15 protein-coding genes are annotated in these 15477 nt (G+C 65.4%); all 15 read left to right on the top strand.

All coding sequences use genetic code 11. The annotated features are described in order from the left end of the window. Window positions 1-122: 122 nt before the first annotated feature. The 15 genes from lysA to LKE06_RS12635 all read left to right on the top strand — a co-directional run bounded on the left by lysA (window position 123) and on the right by LKE06_RS12635 (window position 15421). Window positions 123-1538 (top strand): diaminopimelate decarboxylase, encoded by a 1416-nt coding sequence (gene lysA / locus LKE06_RS12565; RefSeq protein WP_227998790.1) that lies wholly within the window; start codon window positions 123-125, stop codon window positions 1536-1538. Between the two features lie 76 nt (window positions 1539-1614). Then, on the top strand, window positions 1615-2970 hold the full coding sequence (locus LKE06_RS12570; RefSeq protein ID WP_227998791.1) for a homoserine dehydrogenase: 1356 nt from the start codon (window positions 1615-1617) through the stop codon (window positions 2968-2970). A 94-nt stretch (window positions 2971-3064) separates the two neighbouring features. Next, window positions 3065-4159, top strand: coding sequence for a threonine synthase (gene thrC, locus LKE06_RS12575; RefSeq protein ID WP_227998792.1), 1095 nt, complete (start codon window positions 3065-3067; stop codon window positions 4157-4159). A 25-nt stretch (window positions 4160-4184) separates the two neighbouring features. Further along, window positions 4185-5147 (top strand): homoserine kinase, encoded by a 963-nt coding sequence (gene thrB / locus LKE06_RS12580; RefSeq protein WP_227998793.1) that lies wholly within the window; start codon window positions 4185-4187, stop codon window positions 5145-5147. A 402-nt stretch (window positions 5148-5549) separates the two neighbouring features. Beyond that, complete coding sequence (rho, locus tag LKE06_RS12585; RefSeq protein WP_255648549.1) at window positions 5550-7589, top strand: transcription termination factor Rho; 2040 nt, start codon at window positions 5550-5552, stop codon at window positions 7587-7589. A 246-nt stretch (window positions 7590-7835) separates the two neighbouring features. Next, complete coding sequence (rpmE, locus tag LKE06_RS12590) at window positions 7836-8075, top strand: 50S ribosomal protein L31 (RefSeq protein ID WP_227998795.1); 240 nt, start codon at window positions 7836-7838, stop codon at window positions 8073-8075. 168 nt (window positions 8076-8243) lie between these two features. Then, complete coding sequence (gene prfA / locus LKE06_RS12595; protein WP_227998796.1) at window positions 8244-9323, top strand: peptide chain release factor 1; 1080 nt, start codon at window positions 8244-8246, stop codon at window positions 9321-9323. A gap of 25 nt (window positions 9324-9348) precedes the next feature. Continuing rightward, window positions 9349-10221, top strand: a complete 873-nt coding sequence (prmC, locus tag LKE06_RS12600) for a peptide chain release factor N(5)-glutamine methyltransferase (RefSeq protein WP_227998797.1) — start codon at window positions 9349-9351, stop codon at window positions 10219-10221. A 56-nt stretch (window positions 10222-10277) separates the two neighbouring features. Then, window positions 10278-10943 (top strand): L-threonylcarbamoyladenylate synthase, encoded by a 666-nt coding sequence (locus LKE06_RS12605; RefSeq protein ID WP_227998798.1) that lies wholly within the window; start codon window positions 10278-10280, stop codon window positions 10941-10943. A 54-nt stretch (window positions 10944-10997) separates the two neighbouring features. Further along, entirely contained in the window at window positions 10998-12128 is a 1131-nt protein-coding gene (locus LKE06_RS12610) for a glycosyltransferase family 4 protein (protein WP_227998799.1), read from the top strand. 25 nt (window positions 12129-12153) lie between these two features. Continuing rightward, on the top strand, window positions 12154-12612 hold the full coding sequence (locus LKE06_RS12615; protein WP_227998800.1) for a Cg1360 family ATP-synthase-associated protein: 459 nt from the start codon (window positions 12154-12156) through the stop codon (window positions 12610-12612). 241 nt (window positions 12613-12853) lie between these two features. Further along, window positions 12854-13702 (top strand): F0F1 ATP synthase subunit A, encoded by an 849-nt coding sequence (gene atpB / locus LKE06_RS12620; protein WP_227998801.1) that lies wholly within the window; start codon window positions 12854-12856, stop codon window positions 13700-13702. A 73-nt stretch (window positions 13703-13775) separates the two neighbouring features. Then, the gene (locus LKE06_RS12625) at window positions 13776-14024 is read left to right on the top strand and encodes an ATP synthase F0 subunit C (protein WP_227998802.1); all 249 of its coding nucleotides are present in this window, start codon (window positions 13776-13778) and stop codon (window positions 14022-14024) included. A 7-nt stretch (window positions 14025-14031) separates the two neighbouring features. Further along, window positions 14032-14592: a F0F1 ATP synthase subunit B gene (locus tag LKE06_RS12630; RefSeq protein ID WP_227998803.1), complete on the top strand. Its 561-nt coding sequence runs from the start codon at window positions 14032-14034 to the stop codon at window positions 14590-14592. Between the two features lie 19 nt (window positions 14593-14611). Next, the gene (locus tag LKE06_RS12635; protein WP_227998804.1) at window positions 14612-15421 is read left to right on the top strand and encodes a F0F1 ATP synthase subunit delta; all 810 of its coding nucleotides are present in this window, start codon (window positions 14612-14614) and stop codon (window positions 15419-15421) included. Window positions 15422-15477: the final 56 nt, after the last annotated feature.

A 15477-nucleotide genomic window follows, 5' to 3' on the forward strand; every position in this document is an offset into this window, starting at 1 on the left:
GAGGGAGTTCCAGACGAGCAGTGTGAGGAAGGAAGGGACAGCGTGAGTGAGCGTAGCGAGGCAACCATTGGCGCAGCCGCCTGCGCGGTCGCGACGGAGCGCAGCGGCAGCGAGGTGCAGTCGTGAGTGTGCACCCGGCTGGTCCCCGGCACGCCGAAATCCCGCACGCACCGAATCTGCCCGAGCGGCCGCGTAATCCGGCGCAGCTGATCGATCTGCCTGCGAATGTCTGGCCGCGCAACGCCACTCGCGCCGCCGACGGTGTGGTGCGGTTGGCCGGTGTGTCGGTGACCGATCTCGCGGAGCAGTTCGGCACACCGCTGTTCGTGGTGGACGAGGACGACTTCCGTTCCCGCTGCCGCGATATGGTTCGCGCGTTCGGCTCGAATGCGCGAGTTCACTACGCGTCCAAGGCATTTCTGTGCGGGGAGATCGCGCGCTGGATCCGCGACGAGGGGCTTTCGCTGGACGTGTGCTCCGGTGGCGAGCTGGCTGTCGCGCTGCACGCCGACTTCCCTGCCGAGCGAATCGCGTTGCACGGCAACAATAAATCCGTGGTCGAGTTGGAGGCCGCCGTTGCCGCCGGGGTCGGCCATGTGGTCGTCGACTCGCTGATCGAGATCGATCGCCTGGAGGCCGTCGCTGGTCGCGCCGGGGTGGTGCAGGACGTGCTCGTCCGCGTCACCGTCGGGGTGGAAGCCCATACGCACGAATATATTTCGACCGCGCACGAGGATCAGAAGTTCGGCTTCTCGATCGCGGGTGGTGACGCGATGGCGGCGCTGGCCCGCGTCTTCGAGGCCGACAATCTCCGTCTGGTCGGACTGCACAGCCACATCGGTTCGCAGATCTTCGAACTCGACGGGTTCGAGATCGCCGCGCGCCGGATGCTCGGGCTGTTGCGCGCCGCCGTCGACAAGTTCGGTGTCGAACGCACCACCCAGATCGCAACGCTGGATCTCGGTGGCGGCCTTGGTATTTCTTACCTACCGAACGATGACCCGCCCCCGCTGGACGAGTTCGCGACCAGCCTGCGCAAGCTGGTCGGTGCGGAAGCGGCGCGTGCCGGTCTGCCCGAGCCGACCATTGCGGTGGAGCCGGGTCGCGCCATCGCCGGACCGGGCACCGTCACCCTCTATGAGGTCGGCACCATCAAGGACGTCTCGCTGGACGGCGGCCTGAGCAGGCGCTATGTCAGCGTCGATGGTGGCATGAGCGACAACATTCGCCCGGCGCTGTATCAGGCCGACTACGACTGCCGCCTGGTCTCGCGTTCCTCCGCCGCCGGTCCCGTGGTTGCTCGCGTGGTCGGGAAGCACTGTGAGAGTGGCGATATCGTCATTCGTGATACCTGGATGCCCGCCGACGTCGGCCCCGATGATCTGATCGCGGTGGCGGCCACCGGCGCGTATTGCTATTCGATGTCGAGCCGATACAACCAGCTGACCCGTCCCGCGGTCGTCGCGGTGCGTGACGGCGTGCCGCGCCTGGTGCTGCGCCGCGAAACGGTGGCAGACCTGCTCAGCCTGGAGGTGTGATGAGCCGAGCGACTGCACTGCCGCTCATCGGGACCGGCCCGATCCGGGTGTCTCGCAAGGAAACTGAGGTGGAATCATGACCAATGCCGCGAACCGAGGCGCCTGGGGAACCGATCATCCGATCGGAGTCGCGGTCCTAGGTATGGGCAACGTCGGCACCGAGGTTGTGCGGATTCTGCGTGACCACGCCGAGGACCTGCAATCCCGAGTCGGAGCGCCGGTCGTGCTGCGCGGTGTCGCGGTGCGCAATCTGGACACCGACCGCGGTATTCCCGCCGAACTGCTGACTACCGACGCGGATTCGCTCGTCGCTCGTGACGACGTCGACCTAGTGGTCGAGGTGATCGGCGGTATCGATCCGCCGCGTCACCTGATCCTCGCCGCGCTGAACGCGGGCAAATCCGTGGTGACCGCGAACAAGGCGCTGCTTGCCGACTACACCGGCGAGCTCGCCGCGGCCGCCGAACGCAGCCGCGCCGACCTGTACTTCGAGGCCGCCGTAGCGGGCGCCATTCCGGTCGTTCGCCCGCTGATCCAGTCGCTGGCGGGCGATCGGGTGAACAAGGTCGTCGGCATCGTCAACGGCACCACTAATTTCATCCTCTCCGGGATGGACGAGACCGGCGCCGACTACAGCGAAACCCTGGCCGAGGCCACCCGGCTCGGGTACGCGGAGGCCGACCCGACCGCCGACGTCGAGGGTTACGACGCCGCCGCCAAGGCCGCGATCCTGGCCTCGCTGGCCTTCCATACCCGTGTCACCGCCGCTGACGTGTACCGCGAGGGCATTTCCAAGATCTCGGCGGAGGATCTGGAAACCGCGTCCGCGGTGAACTGCACCGTCAAGCTGCTCGCCATTTGCGAGCGGGTGAGCGCTGGGCCCGGCGAACCGGGACTCGATGAGGGCGGCAAGGAACGCGTCTCGGTGCGCGTCTACCCGGCCCTCATCCCCCGCAGGCACCCGCTCGCCGCCGTCAGTGGCGCGTTCAACGCGGTGGTCGTGGAGGCGGAGAACTCCGGACGACTGATGTTCTACGGACAAGGGGCCGGTGGTGCTCCGACCGCGTCCGCGGTACTCGGTGATCTGGTCATGGCCGCGCGAAATAAGTTCTACGGTGGTCGCGCACCGGGCGAATCGGTTTATGCTGAGCTACCGATTGCGCCGATCGGCGATACACCCACCCGCTACCACGTGAACCTGCAGGTCGAAGACCGTCCCGGGGTCCTGGCGAAGGTCGCGGGCGAATTCGCCAAGCATGAGGTGAGCATCTCGACCGTCCGCCAGGAAGGGCACGGCAATGGTGCGCGCCTGGTCGTGATCACCCACCAGGCGGTGGAGTCGGCGCTCGCAGACACCGTGACCGCCCTGGCGGAGATGGAGTCCGTCACATCCGTGACCAGTGTTCTGAGATTGGAAGGCACCGAAGAATGAGTACGAATGTGCGGACAGCCGCCGACATTCGAGGCGATATGCCTACAGGTTTCCGGCGCGCACATGCTCCCGGTCCGACGCAGGGAGCGCTGGCATGAATACCGCAGGCGTCGCGCCACAGGCAGGGGTGCATTCCCGCTGGCCAGGTCTGATCGCGGCCTATCGCGATCGACTCGCGGGCGCGGCCGATTGGGAGCCGGTCACCCTGTTCGAGGGTGGTACCCCGCTGGTGCCCGCACCGCACCTGTCCGAGCTGACCGGGTGTGATGTCTATCTCAAGGTCGAGGGTTTGAATCCGACCGGTTCATTCAAGGACCGTGGGATGACGATGGCGATCACTGACGCCAAATACCGCGGGCAGACCGCCGTACTGTGTGCCTCTACCGGCAACACCTCGGCATCGGCCGCCGCCTACGCGACGCGCGCGGGCATGACCTGCGCCGTACTGATCCCGCAGGGCAAGATCGCGATGGGCAAGCTGGCTCAGGCGGTCATGTTGGGCGCGAAGATCATTCAGGTCGAGGGCAACTTCGACGACTGTCTGGAACTGGCGCGCAAGGTGACCTCGGATTTTCCCAGTATCGGACTGGTGAATTCGGTGAACCCGGCCCGTATCGAGGGCCAGAAGACCGCTTCGTTCGAGATCTGCGATGTGCTCGGCAAGGCCCCCGATGTGCACGCGCTTCCGGTCGGCAACGCGGGCAACATCACGGCCTATTGGCGCGGTTACCGTGAGTACTACGCCGACGGCATCACCACGGTGCTGCCGCGCATGCTCGGTGTGCAGGCGGCGGGTGCCGCGCCGCTGGTCAACGGTGCTCCTGTGCAGGACCCGGAGACCATCGCGACGGCCATCCGGATCGGTGCGCCCGCGTCATGGAATGGCGCCATGGAGGCCAAGGAGCAGTCCGGTGGCGTCTTCCGCGCCGCCACCGACGAGGAAATTCTGGAGGCGTACCGGTTGGTCGCCGCCAACGAGGGTGTCTTCGTCGAGCCGGCATCTGCGGCCGGCATCGCCGGCCTGCTCGCCGCCCGCAGGGAGGGTTGGCTGGATTCCGGACTGACGGTGGTCTGCACCGTCACCGGAAACGGGCTCAAGGATCCCGACACGGCGTTGTCGGGGATGCCGCAGGTACAGGCGATCGCGGTCGACCCGGTCGCGGTCGCCGCCGAACTCGAGCTGGCCTGAGTTGGGTTCGCGCGAAAGCCAGTTGATGACCAGGACGCTGCCCGCGGGTATGTCGGTGACCGCGCGGGTCCCAGCGTCCAGCGCCAACCTGGGGCCCGGCTTCGACTCGCTCGGTGTGGCTTTGGGCATCTACGACGAGATCGAGGTGCGCACTACCGATTCCGGCCTGACGATCCGGGTGGAGGGTGAGGGCGCCGACGACGTGCCATGGGGCCCTTCACATCTCGTGGTGCGTGCGATCGAGCGCGGACTGGAATCGGCGGGCGTCTGGGCGGACGGCCTTGATGTGGTGTGCCGCAACGTGATTCCGCATTCGCGTGGTCTCGGATCCTCGGCCTCGGCGGTGGTCGGGGGATTGGCCGCGGGCTGCGCGCTCGCGGCGAAACTCGACCCCCGGTTGGCCACCGACACCGACCAATTGGTCCAGCTGGCTTCGGAATTCGAGGGTCATCCCGACAATGCTGCCGCCAGCGTGCTCGGCGGTGTGGTGGTGTCGTGGACCGAAACCGATCGGCCCGCTGACACGGGTGCGGACGGCACCGCGGCACCCGCGCCGACCCGCGTCTATCGCGCGGTCCGTCTCGACCCGCATCCGGCGCTGCGTGCGGTGGTGCTTATTCCCGAGGAACGCTCGTCGACCGCGCATACCCGTGGACTGCTGCCCGAGGTCGTCGCGCACGGTGACGCCGCGTTCAACGTCAGCCGGGCCGCGCTGGCGGTCGTCGCGCTGACCCAGCGTCCCGATTTACTGCTGCCCGCGACTGCGGATCGGCTGCACCAGCCCCAGCGTGCTCCCGCGCTACCACTGACCACCGCCTGGATCCACCGCTTGCGCGCGGCCGGTATCGCGGCGACGGTTTCCGGCGCGGGCCCCACCGTGTTGGCCCTCAGTACCAGCGAATTCCCCCGGGAACTCCGCGAACTGGCGATCGCAGACGGGCTGCGGGTGGTCGAGCCGGGGCTCGCGGAAGGCGTCTGGACGGACTGACGGCGAGTCCGTCTTGCCGAGGTTCACGGTTGCCAGCTATCCTGGGCAGGTCCGTACATCGTGCGCATCAGACGCCGGTGCTTCATCAGGGCAATCGCTCCAGCAGGCTCCAGGCTCGAGCCTCCAGGCCATGGAGGTGCTGCGTAGCTGCGCAACTGGAATGATCTCTCCCACCTTTCACCATCGGTGGCGAAGCCGCCGGTCCGGCGGGGCAGGTGATACGGCACCATCCGAGTCCGGCAGAGTGCCCGGACTGCGGAACGAACCCTCGAAATAGCACACGGCGCTCGAGGGAAGGAAAGGATTTCCGTGACAGATACGGACCTGCTCGCGACACCCGGGGTGGAATCCAACCCAACGTCCCCGGGCGACCGCGAAAGTGACTCCGGACAAATTTCGAAGATGAGCGAACAAACCGACGTCGCACGATCGGGGCTGACTGGAATGTTGTTGCCGCAGTTGCGCGCGCTCGCGGGGGAGCTCGGTATCCGAGGAACCTCCGGAATGCGCAAAGGCGATTTGATCGCCGCTATCAAAGAAAATCAGGCCGGAAAGTCGGCCAAGGCCGAAAAATCCGCGCGTGGCGAGGTGAAGTCCGACGCGGACACCGCCAAGGCGGTGCAGGCAGGCGGCGAGCAGGCGACCCTGGACGTGACGGCCGCGGCCACCGCCCCGGCGAAAGAGGCTTCCGCTCCGGCGAAAGAGGCTTCCGCTCCGGCGAAAGAGGCTTCCGCTCCATCGAATCAGGCTGCCGCCGGGGCGCCCGCTGTCGCGTCGAGCGAGACGCAGGCTGCTCCGTCGAAGTCCAGTCGCTCCGATCGGACTCGGTCCGACAAAGCCCGGTCTGACAAGCCGCGCGTCGAAAGCGCTCGCGCCGAGAACGCGCAGGGTGATTCGGCGCCGGCCGAAGCCGCGCCGAGCGAGACCACTGAGGAATCGGGTCGCGAGCCAGGTCAGCGTGGACGCGGTAGGCAGCGTCGCAGTCGTGACCAGGGCCGGGCCGGTGGTGAATCCGGATCGTCCGAATCGCGAGGTGACGAGCCCAAGCAGGATCAGGACCAGGGCGAGCGCCGTCGCGAGCGCAATCAGTCCGAGCGTGGCAACCAGAACGGCAGCGGCGGCAGCAGCAGTGGTGGCCGTGACGGCGGCCGGGGTGGCGACAGCACCCGCGGCGGCGACGAGGACGAGGGCGGTCGCGGACGGCGCGGACGGCGCTTCCGGGAACGCCGCCGAGGTCGTGACCGCGATGGCGGCGCGGGCACCGGCGAGGCTCGCGAGCTCGAGCTCCGCGACGACGACGTTTTGCAGCCGGTCGCCGGCATCCTCGATGTGCTGGACAATTACGCCTTCGTGCGCACCTCGGGTTATCTGGCCGGACCGAACGACGTCTATGTCTCTATGAACCTGGTGCGCAAGAACGGCCTGCGCCGCGGTGACGCGATCACCGGTGCGGTGCGTGCCCCGCGCGACGGTGAGCAGAGCAATCAGCGGCAGAAGTTCGATCCGCTGGTGCGCCTGGACACCGTCAACGGTGGCGATGTCGATGCGGCCAAGCGGCGTCCGGAGTTCAGCAAGCTCACCCCGCTCTACCCGAACCAGCGACTGCGGCTCGAGACCACGCAGAACAAGCTGACCACGCGTGTGATCGATCTGATCATGCCGATCGGCAAGGGCCAGCGTGCGCTGATCGTTTCCCCGCCCAAGGCGGGCAAGACCACGATCATGCAGGACATCGCCAACGCCATCGCCATCAACAACCCCGAGGTCTACCTCATGGTTGTGCTGGTCGACGAGCGACCTGAAGAGGTCACCGATATGCAGCGTTCGGTGAAGGGTGAGGTCATCGCCTCCACCTTCGACCGTCCGCCCTCAGACCACACCTCGGTTGCCGAGTTGGCCATCGAGCGGGCCAAGCGCCTGGTCGAAATGGGCAAAGATGTTGTGGTGCTGCTCGATTCGATCACTCGGCTGGGTCGTGCGTACAACAACTCCTCGCCCGCCTCGGGTCGAATCCTGTCCGGTGGTGTCGATTCCACCGCGCTGTACCCGCCCAAGCGGTTCCTCGGCGCGGCGCGCAATATCGAAAACGGTGGCTCGCTGACGATCATCGCCACCGCCATGGTGGAAACCGGCTCGACCGGTGACACGGTGATCTTCGAGGAGTTCAAGGGCACCGGCAACGCCGAGCTCAAGCTGGACCGCAAGATCGCGGAACGGCGGGTGTTCCCCGCAGTGGACGTCAACCCGTCCGGTACCCGTAAGGACGAGCTACTGCTCAGCCCAGACGAGGCCGCGGTGCTGCACAAGTTGCGCCGCGTACTCACCGGTCTCGACTCGCATCAGGCGATCGATCTGCTGATCGACCGACTAAAGAAGAGCAAGAACAACCTCGAGTTCCTGATGCAGGTGAGCAAGACCGCGCCTGGCGCGCTCGACGAGTGAGCTGACCAGCCCTCCGGCGAATTCAACAGCGTACTCAGGGGCTCCGTGCACACGGAGCCCCTGAGTGCTCCCGTGGGCCGGGAACAAACCGGTAGCGGGATGCGTTTTGGGAGCGTAGCGGCAGTTCTGGCATACTGAACGGTCGTTGCGTCTGCTCGGCTGAGTAGACCTCCCGCCTAAGTCGGCTCCGGTTCACGTTCTCCGATTTGTGAGAGCGACCCGGCGGCCAATATCGAGAGGACACCCATGAAGGCAGGAATTCACCCGACGTATGTCGACACCACGGTCGTCTGTGGTTGCGGCAACACGTTCCAGACTCGCAGCACCAAGGAGTCGGGACACATCACCGTCGAGGTTTGCTCGCAGTGCCACCCGTTCTACACCGGCAAGCAGAAGATCCTCGACACCGGCGGCCGCGTGGCTCGCTTCGAGGCTCGCTACGGCAAGCGCGCCACCAAGAAGCCGGCCGAAGCAGACACCAAGTAGCTTCCTCGCCAACGCCCGGTCCTGCCCTCGGCAGGCCGGGCGTTGTTTATTGGCCTCGCGGGTGCATCCCAACAGCTTTGCGTCGAAAGTCTGTGCCGCCCAACGGTGGTCACCAGGGCCACGCCCGCCGCGCCCGCGCGACCGACAACACAAGTAGGAGTTCATCAAATGGCCGAGCGGACTGCCCCATCCGCCATCGACGACATCCTGGCCGAATACGCCGGGCTGGAATCGCAACTGGCCGATCCGTCGCTGCACAACGATGCGGGCGCGGCGCGCCGGGTCGGTAAGCGATTCGCCGAGTTGGCGCCGGTGATGACGACCCATCGCAAGCTGGAGACCGCCCTGGACGACCTCGACGCTGCTCGGGAACTCGCCGCGGATGATTCGGCCTTCGCCGCTGAGGTTCCGGGACTCGAAGCGCAGGTCGAAGAGCTCGAGCAGACTCTCGCGGACCTGCTCGCGCCGCGCGACCCGCACGACGGCGACGATGTAGTGCTCGAAGTGAAATCCGGCGAAGGCGGCGAGGAATCGGCCCTTTTCGCTGCCGATCTGGCCCGCATGTACATCCGTTATGCCGAGCGTCGCGGCTGGAAAGTCGAGACCCTCGACGTCGCCTACTCGGATCTGGGCGGGTACAAGGAAGCGACGCTATCGATCAAGAGCAAAGACGCCACCCGCGATGGTGTCTGGTCGCGCTTCAAATTCGAGGGTGGCGTGCATCGGGTGCAGCGCGTCCCGGTGACCGAATCGCAGGGGCGAATCCACACCTCGGCGGCAGGCGTGCTCATCTATCCCGAACCCGATGAGGTGGAAGAGGTGCAGATCGACGAATCCGATCTGCGCATCGATGTCTACCGCTCCTCGGGTAAGGGCGGTCAGGGTGTCAATACCACCGATTCGGCGGTTCGCATTACCCACCTGCCGTCGGGCATCGTGGTGACCTGCCAGAACGAACGCTCGCAGTTGCAGAACAAGGCGCGCGCCATGCAGGTTCTCGCGGCGCGTCTGCAGGCGCTGGCCGAGGAACAGGCCGACCAGGAGGCCGCGGCGGGCCGGGCCAGCCAGATCCGGACCGTCGATCGTTCCGAGCGCATCCGCACCTATAACTTTCCGGAAAACCGCATCGCCGATCACCGCATCGGTTTCAAGGCCCACAACCTGGACGCCGTGCTCGACGGTGACATGGACGCATTGCTGGATGCGCTCGGCAAGGCGGATCGCGAAGCCAGAATGGCCGCGGAATAACCGAAATTCCGGCAGAGTCGCCTCTATGAGCCGTGAACCATTGCGTCCAGCCATCAATGCGGCCGTCGAGGCCCTGGCGGCGGCGGGTGTGCACAGCCCGAGAGCCGATGCCGAGCATCTCGCGGCCCACCTGCTCGGCGTCGAGCGCACCCGGCTGGCGATGACGCCGCTGGTCGAGCCCGGCCAACTCGAAGCCTATCGCGTGCTGGTGGCCCGGCGTGCGGAACGAATTCCCTTGCAGCACTTGACCGGTACCGCCTCGATAGGCGAGATCGATCTCGAGGTCGGGCCCGGCGTGTTCATCCCCCGCCCGGAAACCGAGCTGCTTTTCGCCTGGGCGCTCGGTCAGCTGGAAGCCCTGCCGCACGACCACACACCCATCGTGGTCGACCTGTGTACCGGCTCCGGTGCGCTCGCGCTCGCCATCGCGCAGGCCCGTCCCGACGCCGACGTGCACGCGGTCGAGATCGACCAGGCGGCGCTGCAGTGGGCGCGGCGTAATGCCGATCTCCGCATTGCCGCAGGCGATACTCCCATCACTCTGTACGCCGACGACGTCACCGATCCGGACCTGCTGACCGAGTTCGATGGGCGCGTCGATCTGGTGCTATCCAATCCGCCCTATATCCCTGACAGTGCCGAACTCGAACCCGAAGTCGCCGAGCACGACCCGCGCATCGCTCTATTCGGCGGACCGGACGGCCTCGATGTCATCCGCGCGATGATTCCCACCATCGCCCGCCTACTGCGCCCCCGCGGTGTCACCGCAATCGAACACGATGACTCCAACGGATCCGACCTCGCCGCTCTGCTGGCAAAACAGGGCGAATTCACCGACATTGCCGAGCACCCCGACCTGGCGGGCAAACCCCGTTTTGTCGCGGCGACTCGCACCTGACGCCGACAGGGGAGCGGGTGGTGGCCGCACTGTCCGTGCGTGACAGGATGGTCGGTGTGAGTACCGTCTACGCCTGCGCGGATCCTGACTCGCGCGCCGCCGGACTGGCCGCGGCAACCAGCACCCTGAAATCTGGACGGCTGGTCGTGCTGCCCACCGACACGCTCTACGGCCTTGCCGCCGACGCGTTCGATTCGTCGGCGGTCAGTTCGTTACTCGCGGCCAAACGGCGCGGTAGGGACATGCCGGTGCCGGTGTTGGTCGGTTCGTGGCACACCATCGATGGATTGGTCTTCTCGGTGCGTCCGCAGGCGCGTGAATTGATTCGCGCATTCTGGCCCGGCGGGCTGAGTCTTGTTGTGCAGCAGGCGCCTTCGCTCGCCTGGGATCTCGGCGATACCCGTGGCACGGTGATGTTGCGGATGCCGCTGCAGCCAGTTGCGCTGGAGTTGTTGCGTGAGGTCGGCCCACTGGCGGTCTCCAGTGCCAACGTCTCCGGACAGTCGCCCGCCACGACGGCAGCCGAGGCTCGTGATCAGCTCGGCGATCTGGTCGGGGTGTACCTCGACGGCGGTCCGGCCGAACATGCCGTTGCTTCCACCATCGTCGACCTCACCGCCGACCAGCCGCGGATTCTGCGCGAGGGCGCGGTGACAGTCGCCGATATCGCGGATGTGCTCGGAATGTCGCCGGAGGCTCTGACCAGTGCCATCGCACGGTGATCGGGGTCTCGCGATGATCGGACGGTGTGATCGTATGGCGGATCAGATAATCGGATGAGTTCCGTAGTTCCTTTGCGCGAGCTGCTGCTCGTGTTGCTTATTTCGGCGACGGTGACCTTCCTTGCCACCGGCGGAATTCGGGTGCTGGCCATCGCTTTCGGCGCTGTCGCGGTACCGCGTGAACGCGATGTGCACGTCAAGCCGGTTCCGCGTATGGGTGGTGTCGGCATGTACATCGGTGTGGTCGCGGCGGTGTTGTTCGCCCACCAACTGCCGGCGCTGCGCCGTGGCTTCGACTATGCGCCGGACATTCCCGCGGTGTTGATCGCGGCCACGCTCATCGTGCTCGTCGGCATCGTCGACGACCGCTGGGGCTTGGACGCGCTCACCAAATTCGCAGGTCAGGTGACCGCGGCGGGGGTGATGGCCGTGATGGGCTTGAGTTGGTACGTCATCTACGACCCGTTCAACGACACCACCGTCGTGCTCGACGCCCTGCAGGGCGGTCTGGTGACCGTGGCGATCACTGTCACTCTGATCAACGCGATGAATTTCGTCGACGGATTGGATGGGCTCGCCGCCGGGCTGGGGTTGATCTGTGCGGGCGCGGTCTTCGTTTTCTCGGTCGGGCTGCTCTACGACCAGGGCGGTTCGGTCGACACTTATCCGCCCGCACTGCTGGCCGCCGCGTTGGCGGGTGCCTGCCTCGGTTTCCTGCCGCACAATTTTCAGCCCGCCAGAATATTCATGGGCGATTCCGGTTCGATGCTGATCGGGTTGATGCTGGCTGCGGTGTCGACCGGTGCTTCCGGCCGAATTCCGTTGAATGGCTATGGACCTCGCGACATCGTCGGTCTGCTGTCGCCGCTGCTGCTGGTCGGCGCGGTGATGTTCATTCCGGTGCTCGATCTGTTGCTGGCGATTGTGCGACGCGTGCGCGCGGGCGTGAGCTTCTCGACTCCGGATAAAATGCACTTGCATCATCGTTTGCTGCAGATCGGGCATTCGCATCGCCGGGTGGTGTTGCTGATCTACTTGTGGGTCGGTGTGCTCGCCTTCGGCGCCGTCGGTACCGCATTGATGGATCGGCGACTTGTCGTGCTGTTGATGGCGGGTGGCCTGGTTTTCGCCCTGGTGGTGACCGCCATCCCCGGCCTGCGCCGCAAGGAGCCCGTCGATCCCTGATATCGGCCCAGGTAAAGTCGCTACCGTGACTTTCGAACCAACACCCATTCCCGGTCCCGACGCACCGCTCAAGGCCGCGCTGCGCTACGGCGTCATCGGGTTGATCGTGCTGGTGGTGCTGTCGGTGGCCATTGCATCGGCCGCCGCGGGCGTGCCCGGGCTGTGGGGTGCGCTGATCGGTGCGGCCATCGGTGGCGGGTTCATTCTGACCACGGCCGCGGTGGTGTTGTTCGGCGCGAAACTCCCGCCGAGCACCGCGGGCCTGGTCATGCTGGTCAGCTGGGTGGGCAAGCTGCTGGTCGCCTTGGTGGTGGTCGCGGTGCTGCAGCGTTTCGATTTCTACGACCGGATGGCGCTGTTCCTCACGGTCGTCGGCGCCCTGCTCATCGTGCTCGGCGCGGAGACGTATGGCATTCTGCGCCAGAAGGTTCCATACGTGACGGTGCCCGACAAGGAGCCCGAATCGCACTCTGCGCAGGAATAAATCCCACCCACCTACACACTGTCGTAGATAACTTGGTAAAGTCTTGGTAAGCAAGCTACCAAGCGAGGGGGGATCACCTCGATCCCACTGAGCGCCGCTATGCTTACTGCCGTGCCGGGCTCCGAGGGGTTCCGGTCCTGCATGTCGACGATGTCGCCGACACACGTACAGACGCCAGGCGGAATCCGCCGCACAGCTGCTGACGAAATTCGAGCCGACCTGAGTCGACCATTGATCGTCAATGTCCGATCGAACCGTGGGTACGACCGAACCTACGGCCCGAACACGGGAGAGAACGCTGAGCGTCACCACTTTGGCGGGCGAGTTCCACGCGCCATCGCTGTCCGACTTCTTCCCTCCAGCAGTGCTGTTCGAGGGTACGCCGTTCGAACTCGATCGACTGATGCTGATCCGTCTGATCATGACGGCAGTTCTCGTCATTGTCATGGTGCTGGCATTCCGGAGTCCCCGCATAATCCCGCGCGGTCTGCAGAACGTCGCGGAAACCGGTCTGGTCTTCGTGAAGGAACAGATTTGCGACGAGGTACTCGGTAAGGAAACCGGCCGTAAGTACTTCCCATTGATCGCAACGATCTTCTTCGCGGTCCTCTTTCTGAACTTCTCCGGCATCATTCCGGGGTTGAACATCTCGTCGAACGCCCGAATCGGCATGCCGCTGGTGTTGGCCGTCGTTGCATACATCGCGTTCAACTACGTGGGTATCAAGAAGTACGGATTCCTCACCTACATGCGCAGCAGCATCGTGGTTCCGAATGTTCCGCCCGCACTGCATGTATTGCTGATTCCGATCGAGTTCGTCTCGACGTTCATACTCCGCCCGTTCACGTTGACGGTCCGACTCATGGCGAACATGCTGGCAGGCCACATCATGCTGGTGCTGTTCTTCAGCGCCACCTGGTTCTTCCTGTTCGACGCCGCCGCGTGGATGAAGGTGTTTTCGCCCTTCGCGCTGCTCGCCGGCTTCGGGTTCACCCTCTTCGAGATCTTGGTCATCTTCCTGCAGGCATACGTGTTTGCGCTGCTGACCGCCGTTTATATCGGACTCGCACAACACGCGGATTCGCACTGACCCGCAACAACTACCGGTAAACCTGCTACATCACGCCGACCGGCGGGTGAGCAACAGAAAGGGAATGGAACTCATGAGCCTCGCGTACCTGGCCCAGGAAGCCGCAACCACACCTGAAAAGTTCAAGGGCTTCGGCGCCATCGGCTACGGTCTGGCCGCCATCGGCCCGGGCATCGGCGTCGGCATCGTCGTTGGTAAGGCGATCGAGGGCATGGCCCGTCAGCCCGAGATGATGGGCACGATCCGCACCAACATGTTCCTTGGTATCGCGTTCACCGAGGCGCTCGCGCTGATCGGCCTCGTCGCCGGCTTCATTTTCTGAGATTGCGATGACCACGCTTACAGTGCTCGCCGCGGATACGGGGGAAGATGTCAACCCCCTTATCCCCGAGACGTACGACATCGTGTGGTCGGTGGTCTGTGTCGCGATCATCGGCTTCGTTTTCTACAAGTACGTAGTTCCGCGCCTGATGAAGGTGCTGGACGAACGTGCCGACAAGATCGAGGGTGGAATCAAGCGGGCCGAGGCCGCGCAGGAAGAAGCCCAGCTGACCTTGCAGCAGTACCAGCAGCAGCTGGCCGACGCCCGGCTCGAGGCCGCGCGCATCCGCGAGGACGCACGCACCCAGGGCCAGCAGATCCTCGCTCAGATGCGGGTGGAAGCGCAGACCGAAAGCGACCGTATCGTCGCCGCCGGCCACAGCCAGCTCGAAGCGCAGCGTCAGCAGATCCTCACGGAACTGCGCGCTGAGGTCGGTCAGACGGCCGTCGATCTGGCGGAAAAGATTATCGGACAGTCGGTTTCGGACGAGGCCAAGCAAGCGGCTTCGATCGAGCGGTTCCTGACCGAGCTCGACAGGTCGAATGCCGGCATCGGGGTCGGAAGGTAGCGACGCGAAAGTGAGAAGCATGTACGCAGCGAGCCGCGAGGCAAGCTCCCGGTCCCGGGAGGCGCTTCGGGCCGCTCTGACCGGAAGCGACAGTGTTGCCGCCACGACGGGGTCGGAACTGTTCGCCGTTGTCGCCGTGCTGGACGACCAGCGTTCGCTGCGTGTGGCGCTCGCGGACGTATCGGTATCCGGTTCGGCGCGCGCCGAGCTCAGTGAGCGGGTCTTCAGCGGCAAGGTCAGCGCTGCCACGCTGGCGGTGCTGACCACCGCGGTGGCCCAGAACTGGTCGCGCACGGCGGACCTGGTCGACACGTTGGTGTTGCTCGGGCAGGAAGCGCTGCTGGAGTCGGCCGCCGACAGTGGCCGGATCGGGGCGGTCGAGGATGAACTGTTCCGAATCGGCCGGATCATCGCCGACAATCCCGAGCTGGAACAGGCTTTGTCGGATCGCGCGAAGCCCATCGAGGCCAAGCGTGAACTGATCGACCGGCTGCTCGCGGGCAAGACCGAGCCCATCACCCAGACCCTCGCGGGCCAGGTGGTGAGCCGGACCACGTCGGGCATCGGCGCGGCGTTCGACGAGTTGTCCGATCTCGCGGCCGCCCGCCGCGAACAGATCGTCGCGCATGTTCATGCGGCGATCGCGTTGACAGACCCGCAGCGCGACCACCTCGCGGCGTCATTGCAGCGCATCTACGGCAAGCCGGTCACGGTGCACGTTCAGGTCGACACGAGTCTGCTGACCGGCGTCGTCGTGCGCGTGGGCGAAGACGTGATCGACGGCAGTGCCACCGGCCGGTTGGAACGGCTGCGCCGGGCATTGGCTTGACGACTCGGCTTGACGCCTCCTAAAACCCCCGACATTCGAGACCAGACAGCGAGAGC

Origin of the sequence: Nocardia australiensis, assembly GCF_020733705.1 — a bacterium.
Lineage (GTDB): Bacteria > Actinomycetota > Actinomycetes > Mycobacteriales > Mycobacteriaceae > Nocardia > Nocardia australiensis.